Source organism: Streptomyces liangshanensis, assembly GCF_011694815.1.
Taxonomy (GTDB): domain Bacteria; phylum Actinomycetota; class Actinomycetes; order Streptomycetales; family Streptomycetaceae; genus Streptomyces; species Streptomyces liangshanensis.
The window spans coordinates 1,210,032-1,230,686 of sequence record NZ_CP050177.1; the positions used below are offsets into that span (position 1 = coordinate 1,210,032).

A 20,655-nucleotide genomic window follows, 5' to 3' on the forward strand; every position below is an offset into this window, starting at 1 on the left:
CTCAGCCTACTGCCGCCCCGGGGCGGCCCGCTCCGCCCGTACCCCCGCTCCTCACACCAGCGCCGGTACGTCCAGGGTCAGCGTCCCGCGCTCCGCGTCGAGCGTCGCCGGCACCCCCAGGGGCACCGTGAGGTTCGTCGGGCCGTGGCCGAAGCCCATCTCCTCCGCGACCGGGACGCCGAGCCCGCCCAGCCGGTCCCGCAGCACCGCCCGCACCTCGTCGTACGGGCCGCACTCCGCCCAGGAGCCGAGGCCGATCCCCGCCACCCCGTCCAGCGCCCCGGAGCGCAGCAGCTGGGTGAGAATCCGGTCCAGGCGGTACGGCTCCTCGCCGGTGTCCTCGATCAGCAGCAGCCCGCCGGCCGCCGAGCGCCGCGCGTACGGCGTGCCGAGGTCGGCCGCGAGCAGGCTGACACAGCCGCCGAGGGTGACGCCCCCCGCCCGGCCGGGGACGAGCGCCCCGGCCGCGGGCCCGCCGCCGAGGGTCATCACCGACTCGGGCTCGAAGAGCGTGGCCCGCAGCGACTCCTGGGTGTCCGGGTCCTTGAGGAAGGTCGCGGCGGCCACCATCGGGCCGTGCAGCGTGGCCAGGCCCATCCGTACGGCGAAGGCCTCGTGCAGCGCGGTGATGTCGCTGTAGCCGACGAAGACCTTGGGGCCGGCGGCGCGCAGGGCGGTCCAGTCGAGCAGGTCCACCATGCGCTGGACGCCGTACCCGCCGCGCGCGCAGAGCACCGCGGACACCGACGGGTCGCACCACGCGTCCTGGAAGTCGCGGGCGCGGTCGTCGTCCGTGCCCGCGAGGTACCGGAACCCGTCGTGCCGGTCGAGGACGTGGGGCGAGACGACCGGGTCGAGGTCCCAGCCGCGCAGCAGGTCGAGGCCCGCCTCCAGCCGTTCTGCGGGCAGGGGGCCGCTGGGCGCCACGACAGCGACCTTCGCGCCGGGGCGCAGCCGTGCGGGACGGGTCAGGGGGGTGGCGTTCACCGGGTGAGCTCCAGCTTCGGGACGTCGGGCCTGGCGAACCCGAACGTCTGTGCGTACAGGGACAGTTCGGCCTCCAGCGCGGTGACCATCGTGGCCGCCTTGCGGAAGCCGTGGCCCTCGCCCTCGAAGGTGAGGTAGGCGTGCGGGATGCCGCGCCCGGCCATGCGGGCGAGGAACCTCTCGCACTGCGCGGGCGGGCAGATGACGTCATCGAGTCCCTGGAGCAGGAGGAACGGCGCGTGGATCCGGTCGACCTGGTTGACGGGCGAGCGGTCGCGGTAGCGGTCGGGTACCTCGGAGCGGGGCCCGATCAGGGATTCCAGGTACTGGGACTCGAAGTCGTGCGTCCCGTCGGCGGCCCAGCCCTCCAGGTCGAGGATGGGGTAGCTGATGGTGCCGCAGCCGTAGACGCCGGTGGTGGCGAGGGAGGCCGCCGCGGTCCAGCCGCCGGCGCTGCCGCCCCGTACCGCCAGCCGCGCGCCGTCGGCGGTGCCCTCGGCGGCCAGCGCCCTGGCGACGGCCGCGCAGTCCTCGACGTCGACCACGCCCCACTGCTCGCGCAGCCGGTCCCGGTACTCCCTGCCGTATCCGGTGGACCCGCCGTAGTTGACCTCCACGACGCCGATGCCCCGCGTGGTGAAGTAGGCGATCTCCAGGTCGAGGACGAGCGGGACCCGGCTGGTGGGGCCGCCGTGCGCCCACACCACGTAGGGTGGCAGCTCGCCGTCGGGCGCCGCCGTGTCGGGGCTGTACGGCGGGTAGACGTGGGCGTGGACGTCGCGGCCGCCCGGTCCGGCGAAGGTGCGGATCCGCGGCTCGGGGTAGTACGCGGGGTCCACGGCGTCCCGGTGCGCCGCGCCGACCACGCGGGCGCGGCCGGTGGCGGTGTCGAGTTCGACGATCTCGTACCCGGAGCGGGGTCCTGCGGCGACGCCGAACACCCGGTCGCCGTGGACGGCGAGGTCGGCGGCCCATTCGGTCCACGGCCCCGCCATGTCGACGATGTCGCCGGTCTCCGGGTCCAGTATCCCCAGCGCGTTGGCGCCCTTTCCGTGGATGACCGCGATCATGCCGTTGTCGAGGGGGTGGAACCAGCGGAGGCCGATCTTCCAGAGCGGTCCGCCGAACTCCTCGCGGCGGCCGGGGCACAGCGGGGTGGCCGCCGGGCGGGTGGCGGCCACCCCGCCGCCCGGCGCGGGGACGGGGCCGGTCAGCGCGGTGTCGAGGTCGAGGCGCTGGATCTCCCACCAGTTGCCGATGTCCGAGACGAGGAGCAGGGCGCCGTCCGGGGACCAGTCGACCTGGGCGACCGATTCGCCGACCCCTCCGGCGACGGTCCTGACGCCGGTGAAGGGGCCGGTCGGGCCGGCGTCGGCGGGGGCCACCGCGCCGAGCCGTACGACCGTGCCGTCCCAGGGCATCCGGGGGTGGTCCCAGGCGATCCAGGCGGCGTGGGCGCCGTCGGGCGAGAGCCGGGGTCCGGTGACGAAGCGGTGGCTGTCGTCGGACAGTTCCCGTACGGCGGTACGGTCCCCGGCGGCGGAGCCGTCGAGCGGGACGGCGGCGATCACCCGCCGTACGTCGGTGGGGGCCTCGCCGGTGAACTCCTCCAGGACGCACCAGACCTCGCCGCGCTCCGCCTCGATCCGCGGGTCCGCCCAGCGCAGGCCGCCGCCGGTGGCGGAGAGCGGGGTGAGGGGCCTCGGTTCACCGCCGGCGTCCGGCTCGTACGCGTACAGCCGCTGGTCCGGGAAGTGGACGAAGACGATCAGCGGTCCGGCGCCGGGGCGTTCGGCGCCGGCCCAGGGGACCCCGCCGTACTCGATGACCCGGCTGCGGACGTTCCACGGCGGGGGCAGCACGGACTCCTCGCGGCCGTCGGGGTACCGGCGCACGAGCGCGCGCCGGCCGTCCTCGGCGGGCCGCGGCGCGGTCCACCACAGCTCGCCGCCGACCGTCCCGACGTACTCGGGGCGGCCGTCGTGCGAGGCGGCGAGGGTGGCGTCGATCGGTGACGGCCACGTTCCGTAGGCCCCCTTGGGCACCATGGACAACTCTCCTCAACGGACCGAAGGTGGGGTCCCTAGGCGGACTGAAGGTAGTGGTCGAGGACGCGGACGCCGAAGTGGAGCGCCGGGACGGGGACCCGCTCGTCGACGCCGTGGAAGAGCGCCTGGTAGTCGAAGCCGGGCGGCAGCTTCAGGGGCGAGAAGCCGTAGCCGGTGATGCCGAGGCGGGAGAACTGCTTGGCGTCCGTGCCGCCCGACATGCAGTACGGCACGACGTGGCCGGCCGGGTCGAACCGCTCGACGGCCGCCCGCATCCTGGCGAACGCCGTGGAGTCCACGGGGGCCTGGAGGGCGGTCTCCCGGTGGTGGAACTCCCACTCGACGTCGGGTCCGGTGAGCAGGTCCAGGGTGGCGCTGAACTCCTCCTCGCCGCCGGGCACCATGCGCCCGTCGACCAGCGCGGTGGCCTGTCCGGGGATCACGTTGACCTTGTAACCGGCCTCCAGGACCGTCGGGTTGGCGCTGTTGCGGAGCGTCGGCTCGACCAGCGCGGCGGCCGGGCCGAGCTTGCCGAGGAGGTCGTCGGGGTCGAAGCCGGGGGCGTCGACGTCGGTCTCCACGCCGTGGAGCAGGGCCAGTTCGCGCAGGGCGGCCCGGACGGTCGGGGTGAGCCGCACCGGCCACTCGTGCTCGCCGATCCTGGCGATGGCGGCGGCGAGCCTGCTGACGGCGTTGGCGCGGTTGACCTTGGAGCCGTGGCCCGCCTTGCCGTGGGCGGTGAGCTTGAGCCATCCCGTGCCGCGTTCGCCGGCGGCGATGGGGTAGAGCGCGAGGCCGGGGCCCGCGTGGAAGGTGAAGGCCCCGGACTCGCCGATGGCCTCCGTACAGCCCTCGAAGAGCTCCGGGTGGTGGTCGGCGAGGAAGCCGGAGCCGTCGACGGCGCTGGCCTCCTCGTCGGCGGTGTAGGCGATCACGATGTCGCGGCGCGGCCGGACGCCGGACCTGGCCCAGGCGCGGACGACGGAGAGCACCATCGCGTCCATGTTCTTCATGTCGATCGCGCCCCGGCCCCAGACGACGTCGTCCCTGACCTCCCCGGAGAACGGGTGGACGGTCCAGTCGGCGGGTTCGGCGGGCACCACGTCCAGGTGTCCGTGGACGAGGAGGGCCTCGGCCGAGGGGTCCGTGCCCTCGATCCTGGCGACGACGTTGGTGCGGCCCGGGGTCCGTTCGAGGAGTGTCGGTTCGAGCCCCGCGTCGGCGAGCCGCTCGGCGACGTACTCGGCCGCCGGGCGCTCGCGGCAGTCGCCGCTCCCCCGGTTGGTGGTGTCGATGCGGATCAGGTCGGAGGTGAAGGTGACCACCTCGTCCAGCGCCGCGGCGTCGAGTGCGCCGCTCGTGCCGCTGGGCGTCGTGTCGCTGGGCGTCATGTCAGCCATACTGCTCCTCCACCGCGGCCGAGACGATCGTGGTGACCGCCTTGAAGGTGCGAATGCCGTCGTACATCGTCCCGCTGGTGTACACGACGCGGCGCTCGCCGGTGGCGGCGACCCCCGGTACGACGGTGGCGGCCGAGGCGAGATGGGCGGCGTCGAACTCCACCTCGACGGTGAAGGGGCCGGCCGGGGCCGGTTCGTACCGTACGGCCAGTGCGGTGGCCTCCTTCGCGGCGGCGCGGATGTCGGCGGCGGTACGGGCCGGGGTACGGCACACCGCCGCGTACCGCGAGACGTGGTCCTTCACCGCGACCTTGCGGGCCGCCGGCGCGTAGCCCTCGGCGTCCGCGCAGGTCAGGTCGTCGCCGGTGACGAGGATCACGGGGACGCCGTGCTCGGCGACGACGGCCGCGTTCAGCACCCCCTCGCTGGCGCGGGTGCCGTTCAGCCATACGCCGGTGATCGAGTTGGCGAGGTAGGTGTGGGCGAGGACCCCTTCCGTACCCGCGCCGGTGTGGTAGCCGACGAACGCGATGCCGTCGACGTCGCCGTGCTGCACGCCTTCGACCATGGAGAGTGCCTTGTGACGTCCTGTCAGCAGCCGCACGCGCTCGTCCAGCCGCTCCAGGAGGAGGTTGCGCATGGTCCAGTGCGCCTCGTTGACGAGGACGTCGTCGGCGCCGCCGTCGAGGAAGCCGAGCACGGCGGCGTTCACGTCGGAGGTGAACAGGGCGCGGCAGCGCTCCCACTGCGGCGTTCCCGGCAGGACGTCGGCCGGCCAGGTCACGCCGGTCGCGCCCTCCATGTCGGCGCTGATGAGGATCTTTACCATGCGCCAGTCCTACCCCAGGTCGGCCGTGACGGCGCAGGGGCGTACCCGGTCCAGCACTCCGGCGGCGTCGGGATGCGCCTGGAGGCCGGTCAGCAGCAGCAGCCACAGGTCGCGGAGCCGGTCCTCGATGTACTCCCGGCCGTCCAGCGCGTCGGACACGGTGTGCAGGCCGAAGAAGGCGTAGACGACGCCGTGTGCGGCCACGCCGGGGTCGAGGGCCGGGTTGAGCTCCCCGCCGGCCCTGGCCTGTTCGAGGAGCGTGGTGACGGTGGCGAGCCAGCCGACGAACGGGGCGGGCAGCGGGGCGTCGATCCCGGCGCGTTCGGCCCAGAGGCGGGCGCCGGCCCGGACGACGACGTCGTCGCGGAACGCCTTCGCCACGTCGAAGCTCAGTCCGACGAGCCGTTCCAGGGCCGGGCGGTCGGCGGTGAGGTGGTCGCCGACCAGCTCGGGCCAGGTCGCGAAATGCGCCTCCACGACCGCGAGGGCGAGTTTCTCCTTGCTGACGTAATGGAAGTAGATGGCCCCGCTGGTACGGCCGGACGCCGCGCTGATGTCGCTGATACTGGTGCCGGCGTATCCCCGCTCGTCGAACAGGCGTGCTGCCGCTTCCAGAAGAAACCTACGCGTGTTTTTCGCCCTAGCCTGCACGTGCACTCCGAGTCCCGATTCCGCTGCTGACATCACGCAATGTAGTGCTTTCCGCCAATGCCCCGACAAGGCTGGCGTGCAGATCCCGGGAAATTGGGATTGTTTTATTTCATGATGGATTTGTTCGATGAACTCGGCGGTGACACCGGCCCGCTGAGCTGGTCGCGCACCGTCCCCCGTGAGACGGTCCACCGGGCGTCGGTGGCGGAGGTGCTCCTGACCGACGTACGGCGGGTGGGGGACGGCCGCTTCGAGGCCGCCGCGTGCTGGCCCCGGTCCCATCCGACCTTCCCCCGGGGCGGCGGCACGGACCTCCACAGCCCCCTGATGATCGTGGAGACCCTGCGGCAGCTCGGGATCTACCTGCCCCTGCGCCACTACGGCGTCGCGGCGGACGCCCGGCTGCTGATCACCGACCTCTTCTTCCGGCTGGACCCGGCGGCCGAGCCCCGGGCCGCCTTCGGCGCCACCGAGGTCACCTGCCTGGCCACGGTCGGCGGGGTGCGGCGGGGGCCGGACGGGGCGGTGACGGGACTGCGCCTGGAGGTGGAGTTCCTGGCCGGCGGGCGGGCGTTCGCCCTGGCCGGCGGGGGTGCGCGCTTCCTCGACGCGGGGCAGTACGCGGCGGTACGGGCGGACCGCGCCGGGGCCGTCGCACCGGGGGCGGCGGGGGCCGGGCGGCGCCGCCCGGACGCCGGGACGGTGGGGGCGCACGCCCCGCACGACGTCGTGGTCGCGCACGGCGCGGGGGCGGACGGGGCGGGGCCGGACGGGGCGGGCACGGGGCCGGACGGGGCCGGCGGGCCGCGTCCGCACGACGTCCTACTGGTGGAGCCCGCCGACCCCCGGCATCCGTTCTTCTTCGACCACGCGTCCGACCACGTGCCCGGCATGGTCCTGCTGGAGGCGGCGCGGCAGGCGGCCGCGCGGCAGAGCGGCGGAACGTTGCTTCGCCCTACCGCCGGACGGCTGAAAGCCGCGCGATTCACCGAATTCGATCCGCCCGCGCGCATTCTCTGCGTGCCACACCACTCGACCTGCGTCTTCCGGGTCCTGCAAGGGGGCGAACAGAAAGCATTCGGCACCCTGCACTACCGGTGAGCACCCCCGTGACGATCCGTGCCTCCTTGACTACGCCGAGTCGCCGTCCTTAGCGTAGCGATCGTTATGTTTTCGGCGGGCGCCGGATGAACACACTCCGCGCGCCCGCCACTCAAGGCCGCCCACGCAGGCGCCACTCCCCCGAACGGACAAGAAATCGAATGACGGCTTCTCGCATCCTTTCCTGGACCCCCGCGGCGATTGTCTTCGACTGCGACGGCACCCTGATGGACACCGAACGGCATTGGCAGGACGCGCGTGACCTCGTCCTCGACGGGTACGGATTCGCTCCCGCGCCGGGATTCGCGGAACGCGCCAAAGGCCTGCACTACACCGAGTGCGGCACCCTCATGGCGGTGGAGTCCGGCCGCCCCGACCTGGCCGAGGACATGACGTCCCAGCTGCTCACCGAGTTCCGGACCCTCGTCGCCGAGGAGCCCATGACCATGCCCGGCGCCCGGGAACTGGTCCACGACGTACGGCGGTTCGCACCGCTCGCCGTCGCCAGCAACTGCCCGGCCGAGGTGGTCGAGTCCTGCCTCGACACGGCGGGGCTGCTGGAGTGCTTCGACCACATCGTGGTCCCCGACGACACCATCAGGCCCAAGCCGCACCCGGACGTCTACCTCACGGCCGCCCGGCTGTGCGGGGTCGACCCGGCCGACACCCTGGCCGTCGAGGACTCGCACTGCGGCGTCCAGGCGGCCGTGGGGGCCGGCATGCGGGTCCTGGGCGCGGGCTCCTGGCCGAGCCCGGAGACCGTGGCCCTGGTGGACCTGTGGGTCCGCGCCCTGGACAACCCCGAGGTCCGCCTGTGGGCCTGCGACCGCGTCCCGAGCCAGACGACCGGGAACGTCCCGGCCACGTAGCACCCCGTTCCGGGCCAGGTGCGGGACCGCAAGGGAGCCAGCCCCGCACGGCCTGCCGGAACGACCGCGACACCCGTCACCGCCTGGCCGTCAGCACCGCTGCGTGGCCGTCAGCACGGGTCGCCGGGTGGGCACTCACCGTCCAGGTTCAGGAAGATCAGAAGAAGAAGAGCGATCACCGCCAGGGACACCGCGCCCATGACGGCGAAGCGGCGGGCACCCGGCCGACGCCCGGCGAGGGCCACGACGAGTCCGGCGACAGGAGCGACGAACGCGCCACCGAGGGCCGTCGCCGACAACGCCCACGTGAGCCCGGTCTCCCACGAGGTCCGGTCCGACGGATCGGTCAGCGAGAACCAGAACGCGGCGGGCGACGCCATCCACCACACGGACAGGCCGGTGATCACCCGGTCGACACGGGTCGGGGCGGGAGGCGGCGCGCCGGTGACCGGGGTGGCACTGTCGGAAGACATGCGCGAATCGTACCGAGCGCCGCGGCCGGTTCGCGAAGATCATCCGGACCCAAGTGCCGTGAGATCCAGGAGCGTTGGTCCCGACACCCCTACCGCGCCACCGCCGTGGGTTCCGCCAGGTGGGGGGCGAGGGACGTGACGCTCTCCGCGGACGACGAGAACAGCAGGGCGATGCCCACCGCGCCCGGGTCCGGGACGCCCGAGGCCCGTTCGCCCACGTAGCTGGCGCGGCCCCGGCGGGCGCGCAGGCCCGCGGTGTTCCGTACGCCCTCCCAGGAGGCGAGGGCGGCGCGCGCCAGGGCCACCCGCGGGTCCCCCTTCCGGTCGCACGACCGCAGGGCGCCGCAGGCCGGTGCCAGCGCGTCGACCAGCGTCTTGTCGCCCGGGGCCGCCTCGCCGACCCGCCGGATCGCGGACAGGCCGCCGCCCGCCCCGGCCGCGAGCGCGCTCACGGTCAGCTCGGCGCCCGCGTCCGCCGCGGCCACCGCCAACTCGTGGAAGAGCAGCCCGAACAGCGGTCCGCTCGTCCCTCCCACCTCGTCGAGGAAGGCCGTGGCGGCGGCGCGCAGGGGGGCCGCCGGGTCCGAGGGGCCGGTGGGCGGGTCGCCGAGGAAGCGGAGGGTGGCGTCCAGGCCGGCCGTGAGGTTGGTGCCGAAGTCGCCGTCGCCGGCGGCCTGGTCGAGTGCGGTCAGCTCGGTCTCGGTGGCGGAGACGGACGCCGCGAAGCGCCGCATCCAGCCGTCGGTGAACATTCCGTCCACGTACATGGCGTCCTGCCTCTCTACGGGCCGGCGGCGCCGCCGGCCGGGTCGACGGGCGATCCGGCGGCTCAGCGGGGCCAGGCGGCGGTACGGGCCGGGGCGTCGAAGAGCTTGACCGTCTCGGCGTCCGAGACCATCAGGGACAGCGAGAAGCCCCGCATGTCCAGCGCGGTGACCAAGTCGCCCACGAGCACCCGCTCGGTGGTGATGCCGCGCGCGTCGAGCACCCGGGCCGCGTCCTCCAGCACCCCGTACAGCTCCAGTCGGGTGAGGGAGCCGAGCCCGTTGACGAGGAGGATCACGGAGGCCCCCTTGCCGAGCCCCAGGGAGCGTTCCAGCGCGCCCGCCATCTCCCCGACCAGCTCACGGACCGGCCGCCGCGGGACCGTGTGGTCCGCGCGCTCGCCGTGGATCCCGACGCCGTACTCCATTCGGTCGAACGGCAGCTCGAAGGCGGGCAGGCCCGTGGTGGGCGCGGTGTGCGCCGCGGAGGCCACGGCGAGGCTCCGGCAGCGGGACACCAGGTCCGTCCCGAGGTCCGTCAGGTCGCGCAGTCCCAGCCCGGTGTCGGCGGCGGCCCCGAGGACCTTCTCGACCAGTACGGTGGCGCCCGTGCCGCGGCGGCCCGCCGCGATCTCCTCGGACTCCGACGCGAGGTCGTCGTCGATCAGCACCCGGGAGCAGGCGATGCCCTCGTGGACGAGGCGCTCCGCCGCGATGCCGAAGTTGATGCGGTCGCCGGTGTAGTTCTTCACCAGATGGAGTACGCCGTCCTCGCGGGCGACCGCCCGGGACGCCGTGAAGACCTGGCGGTTGTGCGGCGAGGCGAAGACCCGGCCGGGACAGGCCGCGTCGAGCATCCCCAGGCCGACGAATCCCGTGTGCAGGGGCTCGTGCCCCGAGCCGCCGCCGGACACCAGGCCCACCCGCCTGGCGGGTGACGTGTGCAGCGCCCGGACGAAGCCCTGTTCGACGTCGTGCGCCACCAGGTCGGCGTGGGCCCGCGCGAAGCCGGCCAGCGCGTCGGCGACCAAAGAATCCGAAGTGTTCCCGAAGTACAAGGCCATGTGGGCTCCCCAGAAATCACCCGCCGCTGGCGGACCACCGGAACGCCATCGTGTGCCACGACACGCCGGGCGGCAACTCACACGGGCCCGGCAGCCGAAGCACACTCACCGCGCGTGAGCGCCCCCCGCACGCCCTCCCGACCCCGGTCACGCCGTGTCCCCGCCCCCGTTCGCACCACTCGGGTTGCGAAACGGGGGCGGGCCCGCTCACTCCCGCCCGCTCACTGGCGCCCGCTCACTCCGGCGCTAGCACGAACCAGCGCGCCGGCAGGTCGATCCTCGTCCCGTCCGGCAGGTGCTCCGTCTGCGGGAGCGCGGTGTCGCCGGAGTCCAGGATGGTCAGGCCGGCGGCCCGCAGCAGCTCGGGCACCTCCTCGTCGGCGGCCCCGGCCGGCCTCAGCCCGTGGTCGAAGACCCGCTGGAGCTTCGCGGGCGTGCCCGCCGCCACGGCCTGCTGGAACACCGCCTTGGAGGCGGAGGTCAGTTCCACGACGAACGCCCGCCCGCGGGCCCCGAGGAGCCGCGCGACCGCCCCGGCGACCGCGGCCCGGTCCTGGGGCTCGCTCTGGTGGATGACGGCGCGCATGTAGACGTTGGTGTCGCCGAGTCGCTCCCCGAGGGCCGCCACGGCGTCCGCGTCGACCAGGTTGAGCTGTTCGTACGTGGCGGCCTTCGCGGTGTCCGCGCGCCGCGCGTGCTCGACGGCCGCCAGCGACAGGTCAACCCCGACGGCGCGCGCGAAGAGCGTCGCCAGGTAGCGCGTCTGGGTGCCGCTGCCGCAGCCGAGGTCGACCACGGGCAGTGACACGTCGGCGTACGGCAGCAGCAGCTCGCTGTGCGGTACGGAGCTGAGGGAGGCGTCGGAGTCCCAGATGGCCTCCCCCGGGGCGTCGGAGGTCTCCCGCCAGTACCCTTCCCACGCGTCCCGGTAGCGCTGCGACACATCCATGTGCGTCTCCCCAAGTCCGGCCGTCAGAAGCAGAGTTCAGAAGCAGAGTGTGCAGGTCCGGACTACCGGTCCGACCCCGCGCCCGGCAAGGGGTCGGGACCGTCTTTCACCGGGCCGCCCCGCGCGCCCGCCCCTTCCGGCCGAGGGCCTGCTCGAACCACACCGTCTTGCCGTGCGGGGTGCTGCTCGTCCCCCACTCCCGGGCGAGCGCGCTCACCACGCGTAATCCGCGCCCGAACTCGTCCTCGCGGCCCGCGCTCAGCAGCGTCGCGGGGGCCGGCTCGTCGTCCTGGACCTCGCACAGCAGGGCGTCGGTGCGCACCAGCCGCAGCCCAACGTGGTGGGAGCGCGCGTGATGGACGGCGTTGGTGACCAGCTCACTGACCATCAGTTCGGCGGTCTCCACGGCCTCCGGCAGGCCCCAGTCGAGCAGCCGCCCCTGCACGAGGCGCCTGGCACGTGCCACCTCCCGTGGATCGAGGGCCAGTTGCCATTCGGCGACGTCCCCGTCCGGGATCCCGTTCAGCCGGGCCATCAGGAGCGCCACGTCGTCCTTGCGGCCGCCCCGGGTGTTCAGCGCGCGGATGATCGTGTCGCAGGCGTCGTTCATCGACGCGGCGGGATGGGCGGCGGACTCGCAGAGCGCGGCCAGGCCGTCCCCGATGTCCGCGCCGCGTACCTCCACCAGGCCGTCGGTGCACAGCACCAGCCGGTCGCCGGGCGCGACGCGGACGACCGCCGTCTCGAAGGCCACCCCGCCGACCCCGACGGGCGCGCCGGTCGGCAGGTCGAGCACCTCGGCCCGGCCGTCGGCGGCCCGGACCAGGACGGGCGGGATGTGCCCGGCGTTGGCGATCTGGAGCTCGGAGTGGATCGGGTCGTACACCGCGTACAGGCAGGTCGCGAGGTAGTTCTCGCCGAGCCGCTGCGCCAGGTCGTCGAGATTGCGCAGGAGTTGGGCGGGCGGCATCTCCATCGTCGCCATCGTCTGCACGGCGGTGCGCAGTTGGCCCATCATCGCGGCGGACCGCAGCCCGTGGCCCATCACGTCGCCGACGACCAGCGCCGTACGGGACCCGGGCAGTTTCACGGCGTCGAACCAGTCGCCGCCGACCCGGCCGAGACGGGTGCCGGGCAGGTAGCGGGTGGCGGTGTCGCAGCCCGCCATCCGCGGGGCGACCGTCGGCAGCATGCTGTCCTGGAGGGTCTCGGCGACGTTCTCCTGGTACGTGTACATGCGGGCGTTGTCGAGGACGAGGCCCGCCCGGGCGGCCAGTTCGGCGCCGGTCGTCCGGTCCATGTCGTCGAACGGCTCCCGCTCGGGGCGGCGCATCAGGACCATGAAGCCGAGCACGACGTCACGCGCCTTGAGCGGCACCAGCAGCATGGACCGGTTGTTGATGAGCGGGCGCAGGTCGCGCTTCTCGAACTCGCCGGAGATGCGGTCGCCGTCCTCCTCGCTGAGCGTCGGGATGAGGACCGGCTCGCCGGTGACCATGCACTGGAAGAACGGGGTGTGCTCGGGGAACGAGATGGCCTCGCCGATCGGCACGGTGTCGTCCCAGCGGCCCGGTTCGTCGTTGTGCTCGACCCAGACCCGGTGCCAGACGGTGGTGACGTCGGGCGGTCCGTCCGGGAACCCCTCCCCCGCGAGCACGGCGGCCCGCAGGTGGGTCCCTGCGAAGTCGGTGAAGCGCGGGACGGCGGCGCTGGTGACCTCGCGGATGGTGCGCTCCAGGTCGAGGGAGGAGCCGATCCGGCCGCTCACCTCGTTCAGGAACTCCAGGCTCTCGCGCACCGCGGCGTATTCGAGGTCGAGTTCGGGGCGCGGCGCCCCGCGCCTGCTCCCGCCGTCCTCGCCGACGACGCTGAGCCTGCTCCGCCGGGCGGCGACCCGGCGCGGCACGCCCCAGTCGGGGGTGACGGGGACCCGGTCGTGGTGGCTGAACTCCAGCACGGGGTAGCCCAGTTCGAGCACCTGCGAGACGATGCGGCCGGATTCGGCGGGGCTCATGTTCGGCAGGATGTCCGGCAGCCGCCTGGCGAGCGCCTCGGCGTCCGGGAAGTCCGTGTGCAGGGCGAAGCCCGGCGCTATCCGCTGGACGTCGGCGGGGCCGGCCTCCCGGCCGCCGTTGCCGTTGCCGTTGTTGTCGTTGTTGTCGTCGTCGTAGCTGCCCTCGGCGCCGGCGCGGAACTGGGCGGCGTCGGCGGCGAGGACGAGATGGCGGCCGGGCCCGGGACCGACCAGCGGGTAGGCCCACCACAGCACGTCGAGCCGCTCGCGCCCGTCCTCGGAGAGCGTCGCGCGCCCCGACGTCGGGTACGAGCCGCGCGTGTGCAGGTCGGGCCCCAGTTCGTCGTGTCCGTCGAACGTCGCGCGGCTCTCACCGCCGTCCCCGTGCGCGAGACCCGGCTCGTCGGCGGCGAGTGCGCCGGCCACCGGCATCAGATCGCTGGCGGACCGGCCCACGGCCTCGTCCTTGGAATGGCCGAAAAGCCGCCCCGCACCGGACGACCAGTGCGACACCAGGCCGTCACGGTCCACGACGACCACGGCGAGCGGAATCCGGCCTGCCGTTGCGAGCGGCTGTTGCGGCGGCCCCGGCGGAACACCACTGTCCATGGCTGGAAGGCTCCTTCCCTGCCGCCAGGATCTGCGGCTCCGCCCACCACGGTACGGCCCCGCACACGGGATGCGCCGGGCAATGAACTAATAGGTGGTGCGCCCGCGCACGCCGTGGAATTGACTGAAATTCAGTCAGTCTTTCAACGGTCTTCCCCGGGGCCCGTCTCAGTCCTCGTGGCCCAGTTGGAGGTCGCGTTCGGTGCGCCCGCCGCCCGCGACCTGGAGCACGGTGGCGACCGGCGGATAACCCGCCGCGATCACCGTGTACTCGCCCGACGAGAGGTCCACGAAGCGGAACATTCCGTCGGCGCCGGTGGTGAGGGTGTCGACCACGTTGCCCGCCGCGTCGAGCAGCGTGACGCGGGCGTCCTCGACCGGACGGCCGCCCCCGGCCCGTACCGTACCGCGCAGCACCGCCCCGCCCGCCAGCTCGATGTCCTGCCGGGTCTCGCGGGAGGACTGCACACTGACCGGGAGCGCGGCCGGGCGGAAGGCGGGGGCGCTCGCGGCGAGTGTGTACTCCCCCGCCACCAGTTCGCCGATGACGTAGGCGCCCTCGCGCCCGCTGCGGGTGGACGCCACGACGTCGCCCCGTACGTCGGTGAGGGTCACGGCGGCGTCCCGCACCGGGGTGCCGTCCGCGGTGACGACCGCGCCGGCGAGGCGGCCGGCGCCGCCGAGGACCACGTCCAGCTCGACGGGGCGTTCGCCGACGGTGACGGTGACGGCCTGCGGCTGGTGGCCGCCGGCCGCGGCGATCATCACGTACGAGCCGGCGCCGGGCACGCTCAGCGCGTACCGCCCGTCCTCGCCGCTGGCCCCGCGCCCGATCTGTTGTCCCTGGACGTCGATGAGGGTGAGCGCGGCCCGGGGGACCGTACTGCCGTCGTAGTGCTGCACGGTGCCGCAGACGGCCACTCCCGAGACGTACGGGGACGGCGCGGCGAGCGGGGCGCCGTTCGCGGCGGCGCGCGCGGTGGGGACGGCGGAGGTCTCGGCGGCGGGGGCGTTGTGGGACACCAGCGGTTTCTCCTTGAGGAAGAAGGCGAGCACCGTGCCGAGGACGAGCACCGGCACGAGGTAGAGGAAGATCCGCGGCATCGCGTCGGCGTACGCCTGGATGTAGTGGTCCCGCGTCGCCGGCGGCAGCGCGTGGACCATCTGCGGGGTGATCGCGTGCGGGTTCGGCAGTCCGGCGCCCGCCGGGATCCGGTCGGCGAGCGCGTCGGTGAGCCGGTTGGCGAAGAGCGTGCCGAAGACGGCGGCGCCGACGCTGCCGCCGATCTGCCGGAAGTAGTTGTTGGCGCTGGTGGCGGTGCCGAGGTCGGAGGGCGGCACCGCGTTCTGCACGGCCAGGATGAGGACGGGCATCACCAGCCCGATGCCGAGGCCCAACACCGCCTGGGCGATGCCGCATTCGAGCCGGGAGGTGTCGGCCTCCAGCCGGGACAGCAGCCACATGCCGACGACCGAGATCGCGCCGCCGAGCAGCGGGTAGACCCGGTAGCGGCCGGTACGGCTGATGAGTTGCCCCGAGACGACGGAGGCGACGACGATGCCGCCCATCATCGGCAGCATCAGCAGTCCCGACTCGGTGGCGCTGGCGCCGTCGACCATCTGGAGGAAGGTCGGCAGGTAGCTGGCGGCGCCGAACAGCGCCACCCCGACCACCGCGCCGATCAGGCCGGTGAGGTTGAAGACGGAGTCGCGGAACAGCCGCAGCGGGATGATCGGTTCGGACGCGCGGCGCTCGACGAGCAGGAAGAGCGCGGCCGTTCCGACCGCGCCGGCGGCGAGTCCGACGATGACGCGGGAGCCCCACGCGTACTCCGTGCCGCCCCAACTGGTCAGCAGGACCAGGCAGGTCGAGGCGGCGGCGAGCATCAGCGCGCCGAGGATGTCGAGCCGGCCCCGGGTGGTGGGCTTGGGGAGCTTGAGGACGACGGACACCACGGCGAGGGTGACCAGGCCGAAGGGCACGTTGAAGTAGAAGCACCAGCGCCAGGACGCGTGGTCGGTGAAGAAGCCGCCGAGCAGCGGTCCCGCCACCGACGCGAGGCCGAACGCGCCGCCGATCAGCCCCATGAACCGGCCGCGCTGCCGGGGCGGCACGATGTCGGCGATGATCGCCTGGACACCGATCATCAGGCCGCCCGCGCCGATGCCCTGGACGGCCCGGAAGGCGATCAGCTCGTTCATCGTGCGCGACCAGCCGGCCAGGGCCGAGCCGATGACGAACACGACGATCGCGAACTGGAAGACGCCCTTGCGGCCGAAGAGGTCGCCGAGCTTGCCGTAGATCGGCAGGCCGATCGTGGAGGTCAGCAGGTACGCGGTGATCGCCCAGGACATCCGCTCCAGGCCGTGGAGTTCCCCCACGATCTTGGGCAGGGCGGTCGCCACGATCATCTGTTCCAGCGCGGCGAGCAGCAGGGCGAGCATCAGCCCGAAGAAGACGAGCCGGACCCGGCGGGGGCTCAGCGGCTCGGCCGGCGGCGCGCCGCCGGTGGCGGGGCCCGGGGGCGGCGGGCCGCCCGCCGCCCGGTCCCGGGCGGGCGCGGTGGCCTGCCCCGCGTCCTTCACCAGCGTGATCCCGCCCACGTACTGCTCCCCTCGTCGCACCTGCGCGGCGTCATTCTTCGCATTGCTCGCCAACCAGGAGCAAGCGGGAATCGCCGGGCCGAAGGGGCTTGGGACGAGGGCGGGTTGGGGGGAAAGGGGCGCACCGGGGCGCTCATCAGGGGCTTTCCCGTGAGGCGTCGCGCGGGGCGCGGGCAACGGCGTCGCGGGGAAATCCACTCGAACCGGTGACCCCGGGGCGGCCCCCGGGGTCGGGCGGTTCAGGCCGTTCAGGCCTTTCGGGCGGCCTACTTCTCGGTCTCGGCCGCGAGCTTGGCCAGGATCTCGTCGTAGATCCGGCCGAGGCCCTTGGGGGCGAAGGTCCGCTCGAAGAAGCCGCCGATGCCGCCGGCGCCGTCCCAGACAGTGGTGACGACGGCCTTGGAGCTGCCCTCGCCGGCCGGGGTGACGGTCCAGGTGGTGACCATCGAGGAGTTCCGGTCCTTCTCCACGAGCCGGCCGTCGCTGGGCTCGGTCACCTCCAGCAGGCAGTCGCGGACGCGCTTGCTGGTGGCCTGGAGCTTCCAGTGGACGAGGGTGCCCTCGCCGTCGCCGCCCTCCCTCACCTCGTACTCGCTGAAGTGCGCGGGCAGGAGCTTCGCCCGGGTGTCCTGGTAATCGGCCAGCGCGTCGAACACCGTGTCCGCTTTCGCCGCGATGATCCGCTCCGTCGTGGCCTCGACCTGCGCCATGGCGCTTCCTCCAGCACTCGGTTCTCGGTTGGGGTGCGGCCAGCCAACCACCCTCCGGTACACCCGCCCAAATCCGGGATCGATTCGACCATCCGTTCGACTATCGAGCGAACACGTGTTCTATTGTGGAGACAGCACTACCGAGGAGGTACTCCATGCGCTGGGACAATCTGGCCGAGGGGCCGTCCACCGCACGGCCCGCCGGGGACATCGCGCTCTTCGGTACGGACGCGGTCACCACCCGCACCTTCGACACCCCCGAGTTCCGCGGCATCACCTTCCACGAGGTCCGCGCGCGCTCGATCGTGAACCGGGTCCCGGGAGCTTCCCGCATGCCGTTCGAGTGGACGGTGAACCCGTACCGGGGCTGCACACACGCCTGCGTCTACTGCTTCGCCCGCAAGACCCACAGCTATCTGGACCTCGACACCGGCCTGGGCTTCGACTCCCAGATCGTCGTCAAGATCAACGCCCCGGAGCTGGTACGGCGCAAGCTGGCCTCACGCCAGTGGCAGGGCGCCCACATCGCGATGGGCACGAACGTCGACTGCTACCAGCGGGCGGAGGGCCGCTACCGGCTGATGCCCGGGATCATCACGGCCCTGAGTGAGCGGGCCAACCCCTTCTCCATCCTCACCAAGGGGACGCTGATCCTCCGCGACCTGGACCTGCTGCGCGAGGCGGCCTCGGTCACCGATGTCGGCGTCTCGGTCTCGGTGGGCTTCACCGACCAGGAGCTGTGGCGCACGGTCGAACCGGGCACCCCCTCCCCGGAGCGGCGGCTCGACGTCGTACGGGCCATGACGGACGCCGGGATCGGCTGCGGGGTGCTGATGGCTCCGGTGATCCCGTTCCTGGGCGACAGCCCCGAGCAGCTCCGTTCGACGGTACGGGCGATAGCGGCGTCCGGGGCGACCTCGGTGACCCCGCTGGTGCTGCACCTGCGGCCGGGGGCGCGCGAGTGGTTCATGGAGTGGCTGGGGCAGCACCACCCGCAGCTGGTGGGGCGGTACGAGCGGATGTACGCGGAGGGCGCGTACGCCCCGAAGTGGTACCAGCGGCGGATCACGCGCCAGGTCCACGAGTTGGCCGACTCGTTCGGCATCGGCCCCCGGGGCGCGGCCACGTCGATGGGGCTGACCAGGCCGGGCAACCACCGGGGGGCCGCGCCGCTGCCGGACCCGGAGCCGGAAGGCACCCAGCTGACGCTGCTGTGAGGGGACTCGCGCCCCGCCCGTGCGGGCCGTACCCCCTACCCGTCATACCTGGGAGCCACCCGCGAGGTGAGCTCCCCGGCGGGACGCGAACGACACGGTGTGATCCCTAACTTCGGTACCGGAAGCACGACACCACCCGGTACGGAAGGTCCTCTCCCATGGCGTCACGGCCCCGCACAGGCCTCTCCCCGCGCACGCTCCGCACCCTGCTCGCCGCGCTCGTCACCGCCTCGGTGGCGGTGCCGGTGTCGGGCGCGGCCCGCCCGGCGGCCGTCCCCGCGCCCGTCCCGGCCGCCCTCGCACCGCTGCGGGGCCACCTGACGCCCGCCGCCCTGGACGCGCGGTACGCCGTCAACCGGGCCGGGATCCGGGCCGCCGGGCGCGTGGCGGCCGGTCACGGCGATCACGTACGGGCCAGGGCGCTGCGTGTCCTGGCGGACCCCGCGCGGCACTTCCTCTCGTTCGACGGCCGCGACGGCGGCCGTACCGCCGAGGTGTACGGCGACCTCGCCCACGCCCGGCGGATCGCGGTGCTGGTGCCCGGCTCGGACACCGGCCTCGACCACTACGCGCGCTTCGGGGCCGGGGCGGCGGCGCTCCGGGCGGAGATGGGCGCGGGGGCCGCCGTGATCGCCTGGCTCGGCTACCGGACCCCGGCCACGGTGAGCACCGCCGTACTGACCACCGGCCGGGCCGACGAAGCGGCGCCCGGGCTGCGGTCGTTCGTCGGCGCGCTGGCCGCCGCCGCGCCCGCCGCGCGGCTGTCGCTGCTCTGCCATTCGTACGGCTCGGTCGTCTGCGCCCGCGCCGCGCCGGGCCTGCCGGTCGCCGACCTGGTGCTGTACGGGAGCCCCGGCACCGGCGTCGACCGGGCCGCCGCGCTGCGCACCCGGGCCACCGTCTGGGCGGGGCGGGGTTCCGCCGACCACATCGACCTGGTGCCCCACGGGCGGCTCCGACTGCCGTGCGTGACGGTCGGGTTCGGCGGGGATCCGGTGTCGGAGGCGTTCGGCGCCCGGGTGTTCGACGCGGGCGGGGCGGCCCACAGCGGCTATCTGCGGCCGGGGTCGGTGTCGCTGCGGAACCTGGCCCGGATAGCCGCCGGGCGGACGGCGGCGGACGCGTCCGGGGGGTCGGCGGCGGACGGCCCCGGGCGAACGACCGCGGCCGCGACCCACGCCGGGGAGGCCGGGCGTGCGTGACCTCGTGCGGCGGATCGAGGCCGCCACCCCGCCCGGCCGTGACCGGGCCACCGACGCCCTGCGCGCGCTCGCCATCCTCGGTGTGGTGCTCGGCCACTGGCTGGTGACCGCCCTGGTCACCGACAGCGGTACGGTGCGCGCCGCGAGCCCGCTGCGGGACATGCCCCGACTGGCCCCGGTCTCCTGGCTGTTCCAGACCCTCGCGGTCTTCTTCGTCGTCTGCGGCCGGGTGGCCGCGCCGGGTTACGCGTCGGCGCGCGCCCGGGGCACCACGTACGGGCAGTGGCTCGGCGCCAGGACCGCGCGGCTGTGGCGGCCGGTGACCGCCGTGCTGGGGGTGTGGACGGTGGCGGCGGCCGTGATGCTGGTCTCCGGGGTGAGCCCGCCGACCGTGTACGCGCTGCTGCGACTGGTGCTGTCCCCGCTGTGGTTCCTGCTGGTCCTGATGGCGTTGACGGCGGCGACCCCGCTGGTCGCGCGGCTGCACCCGCTGTGGCCGCTCGCCGTGGTCCTGCACGTCGACCTGGTCCGGTTCGCGCTCGGCGGGCCCGCGTGGCTCGGCTGGGTCAACCTGCCGGCGGCCTGGCTCGTCCCGTACTGCCTGGGCGCGGCCTGGTCCCGCGGCGAGCTGAACGGCCGCGTGGCCGCGCGGGTGCTGCTGGTGGGCGGTTGCGCGGCGACCGCGCTGCTCGTCCTGTGCGCCGGCTACCCGGCGTCCATGGTCGGTGTGCCGGGCGCCCCGGTCTCGAACCTCGACCCGCCGACCCTGGCGGCCGTGACCTTCGGGCTCGCGCAGTGCGGGGCGGCCCTGCTCCTCCTGGACCCGCTGCGGCGGGCGTGCGCGCGGCCGGCGCTCTGGGCGGCGGTGGCACTGGCCAATCTCTCCGCGATGACGCTGTTCCTGTGGCACCAGACGGCGCTGCTGGCCGTCACCGCGACCGGTCTGCTCGCGGGCCGCCCGCTGCCCGGCCTGCACACCGTGCCGGACGGTCCCGGCTGGGTACTGGCGCGGCTCGCGTGGCTCCCGGTGTTCGCGGCGGCGCTGCTGGTCTGTTGGATGGCGTTCCGCGGCCATGAACAGCGGGCGCGCGGCCGGACGGAAGTCGTCCGCGGGGGACGACGGGCCACCCGCCACCGGGCGGAGGCCGGACATGTCTAGGGAGA

17 protein-coding genes are annotated in these 20,655 nt (G+C 73.8%); 5 read left to right on the forward strand and 12 right to left on the reverse strand.

What is annotated here, in order from left to right; genetic code table 11:
- Window positions 1-51 precede the first annotated feature (51 nt).
- From HA039_RS05300 to HA039_RS05320, 5 genes are read right to left on the reverse strand one after another with little or no spacing between them, the layout of a single operon-like run.
- Window positions 52-987, reverse strand: coding sequence for a S66 peptidase family protein (locus tag HA039_RS05300; protein WP_167024479.1), 936 nt, complete (start codon window positions 985-987; stop codon window positions 52-54).
- Entirely contained in the window at window positions 984-3,035 is a 2,052-nt protein-coding gene (locus HA039_RS05305; protein ID WP_167024482.1) for a prolyl oligopeptidase family serine peptidase, read from the reverse strand. The genes HA039_RS05300 and HA039_RS05305 overlap by 4 nt, the downstream gene beginning before the upstream one ends.
- Before the next feature lie 35 nt (window positions 3,036-3,070).
- Window positions 3,071-4,435: a M20/M25/M40 family metallo-hydrolase gene (locus tag HA039_RS05310; protein ID WP_167024485.1), complete on the reverse strand. Its 1,365-nt coding sequence runs from the start codon at window positions 4,433-4,435 to the stop codon at window positions 3,071-3,073.
- The gene (locus HA039_RS05315; protein WP_167024488.1) at window positions 4,428-5,264 is read right to left on the reverse strand and encodes a M55 family metallopeptidase; all 837 of its coding nucleotides are present in this window, start codon (window positions 5,262-5,264) and stop codon (window positions 4,428-4,430) included. The genes HA039_RS05310 and HA039_RS05315 overlap by 8 nt, the downstream gene beginning before the upstream one ends.
- A gap of 9 nt (window positions 5,265-5,273) precedes the next feature.
- Window positions 5,274-5,948 carry a ScbR family autoregulator-binding transcription factor gene (locus tag HA039_RS05320; protein WP_167024491.1) on the reverse strand — a complete coding sequence of 225 codons (675 nt, stop codon included), beginning with the start codon at window positions 5,946-5,948 and terminating at the stop codon, window positions 5,274-5,276.
- A 78-nt stretch (window positions 5,949-6,026) separates the two neighbouring features.
- Between HA039_RS05320 and HA039_RS05325 the strand changes: the two genes are divergently transcribed.
- Both HA039_RS05325 and HA039_RS05330 read left to right on the forward strand, forming a co-directional pair.
- On the forward strand, window positions 6,027-7,016 hold the full coding sequence (locus HA039_RS05325) for a ScbA/BarX family gamma-butyrolactone biosynthesis protein (protein ID WP_167024494.1): 990 nt from the start codon (window positions 6,027-6,029) through the stop codon (window positions 7,014-7,016).
- A 161-nt stretch (window positions 7,017-7,177) separates the two neighbouring features.
- Complete coding sequence (locus HA039_RS05330) at window positions 7,178-7,885, forward strand: HAD family hydrolase (RefSeq protein ID WP_167024497.1); 708 nt, start codon at window positions 7,178-7,180, stop codon at window positions 7,883-7,885.
- A 110-nt stretch (window positions 7,886-7,995) separates the two neighbouring features.
- Here the strand turns inward: HA039_RS05330 and HA039_RS05335 are convergent, their stop codons facing one another.
- The 7 genes from HA039_RS05335 to HA039_RS05365 all read right to left on the reverse strand — a co-directional run bounded on the left by HA039_RS05335 (window position 7,996) and on the right by HA039_RS05365 (window position 17,072).
- Window positions 7,996-8,358, reverse strand: coding sequence for a hypothetical protein (locus HA039_RS05335; protein ID WP_167024501.1), 363 nt, complete (start codon window positions 8,356-8,358; stop codon window positions 7,996-7,998).
- 89 nt (window positions 8,359-8,447) lie between these two features.
- Window positions 8,448-9,125: a dihydroxyacetone kinase subunit DhaL gene (dhaL, locus tag HA039_RS05340; RefSeq protein WP_167024504.1), complete on the reverse strand. Its 678-nt coding sequence runs from the start codon at window positions 9,123-9,125 to the stop codon at window positions 8,448-8,450.
- A gap of 62 nt (window positions 9,126-9,187) precedes the next feature.
- Window positions 9,188-10,186, reverse strand: a complete 999-nt coding sequence (locus HA039_RS05345) for a dihydroxyacetone kinase subunit DhaK (protein ID WP_167024507.1) — start codon at window positions 10,184-10,186, stop codon at window positions 9,188-9,190.
- 235 nt (window positions 10,187-10,421) lie between these two features.
- Window positions 10,422-11,135: a class I SAM-dependent methyltransferase gene (locus tag HA039_RS05350; protein ID WP_167024510.1), complete on the reverse strand. Its 714-nt coding sequence runs from the start codon at window positions 11,133-11,135 to the stop codon at window positions 10,422-10,424.
- Between the two features lie 106 nt (window positions 11,136-11,241).
- Window positions 11,242-13,758: an ATP-binding SpoIIE family protein phosphatase gene (locus HA039_RS05355; RefSeq protein WP_167024513.1), complete on the reverse strand. Its 2,517-nt coding sequence runs from the start codon at window positions 13,756-13,758 to the stop codon at window positions 11,242-11,244.
- A gap of 168 nt (window positions 13,759-13,926) precedes the next feature.
- Window positions 13,927-16,362 (reverse strand): MFS transporter, encoded by a 2,436-nt coding sequence (locus tag HA039_RS05360; RefSeq protein WP_208298546.1) that lies wholly within the window; start codon window positions 16,360-16,362, stop codon window positions 13,927-13,929.
- A gap of 266 nt (window positions 16,363-16,628) precedes the next feature.
- Window positions 16,629-17,072, reverse strand: coding sequence for an SRPBCC family protein (locus HA039_RS05365; protein WP_167024516.1), 444 nt, complete (start codon window positions 17,070-17,072; stop codon window positions 16,629-16,631).
- A gap of 155 nt (window positions 17,073-17,227) precedes the next feature.
- Between HA039_RS05365 and HA039_RS05370 the strand changes: the two genes are divergently transcribed.
- The 3 genes from HA039_RS05370 (at window position 17,228) to HA039_RS05380 (ending at window position 20,650) form a co-directional block, all read left to right on the forward strand.
- Complete coding sequence (locus HA039_RS05370; RefSeq protein WP_167024519.1) at window positions 17,228-18,289, forward strand: Rv2578c family radical SAM protein; 1,062 nt, start codon at window positions 17,228-17,230, stop codon at window positions 18,287-18,289.
- 158 nt (window positions 18,290-18,447) lie between these two features.
- Complete coding sequence (locus HA039_RS05375) at window positions 18,448-19,491, forward strand: alpha/beta hydrolase (RefSeq protein ID WP_167024522.1); 1,044 nt, start codon at window positions 18,448-18,450, stop codon at window positions 19,489-19,491.
- Window positions 19,484-20,650, forward strand: coding sequence for an acyltransferase family protein (locus tag HA039_RS05380; protein ID WP_167024525.1), 1,167 nt, complete (start codon window positions 19,484-19,486; stop codon window positions 20,648-20,650). The genes HA039_RS05375 and HA039_RS05380 overlap by 8 nt, the downstream gene beginning before the upstream one ends.
- Window positions 20,651-20,655 lie beyond the last annotated feature (5 nt).

Bases quoted from the DNA above. Each gene is read 5' to 3' on its own strand.
- HA039_RS05305 (WP_167024482.1), bottom strand. From the start codon at position 3,035: ATGGTGCCCAAGGGGGCCTACGGAACGTGGCCGTCACCGATCGACGCC.
- HA039_RS05310 (WP_167024485.1), bottom strand. From the start codon at position 4,435: ATGGCTGACATGACGCCCAGCGACACGACGCCCAGCGGCACGAGCGGC.
- HA039_RS05315 (WP_167024488.1), bottom strand. From the start codon at position 5,264: ATGGTAAAGATCCTCATCAGCGCCGACATGGAGGGCGCGACCGGCGTG.
- HA039_RS05320 (WP_167024491.1), bottom strand. From the start codon at position 5,948: ATGTCAGCAGCGGAATCGGGACTCGGAGTGCACGTGCAGGCTAGGGCG.
- HA039_RS05325 (WP_167024494.1), top strand. From the start codon at position 6,027: ATGATGGATTTGTTCGATGAACTCGGCGGTGACACCGGCCCGCTGAGC.
- HA039_RS05330 (WP_167024497.1), top strand. From the start codon at position 7,178: ATGACGGCTTCTCGCATCCTTTCCTGGACCCCCGCGGCGATTGTCTTC.
- HA039_RS05335 (WP_167024501.1), bottom strand. From the start codon at position 8,358: ATGTCTTCCGACAGTGCCACCCCGGTCACCGGCGCGCCGCCTCCCGCC.
- dhaL (WP_167024504.1), bottom strand. From the start codon at position 9,125: ATGTACGTGGACGGAATGTTCACCGACGGCTGGATGCGGCGCTTCGCG.
- HA039_RS05345 (WP_167024507.1), bottom strand. From the start codon at position 10,186: ATGGCCTTGTACTTCGGGAACACTTCGGATTCTTTGGTCGCCGACGCG.
- HA039_RS05350 (WP_167024510.1), bottom strand. From the start codon at position 11,135: ATGGATGTGTCGCAGCGCTACCGGGACGCGTGGGAAGGGTACTGGCGG.
- HA039_RS05355 (WP_167024513.1), bottom strand. From the start codon at position 13,758: ATGGACAGTGGTGTTCCGCCGGGGCCGCCGCAACAGCCGCTCGCAACG.
- HA039_RS05365 (WP_167024516.1), bottom strand. From the start codon at position 17,072: ATGGCGCAGGTCGAGGCCACGACGGAGCGGATCATCGCGGCGAAAGCG.
- HA039_RS05370 (WP_167024519.1), top strand. From the start codon at position 17,228: ATGCGCTGGGACAATCTGGCCGAGGGGCCGTCCACCGCACGGCCCGCC.
- HA039_RS05375 (WP_167024522.1), top strand. From the start codon at position 18,448: ATGGCGTCACGGCCCCGCACAGGCCTCTCCCCGCGCACGCTCCGCACC.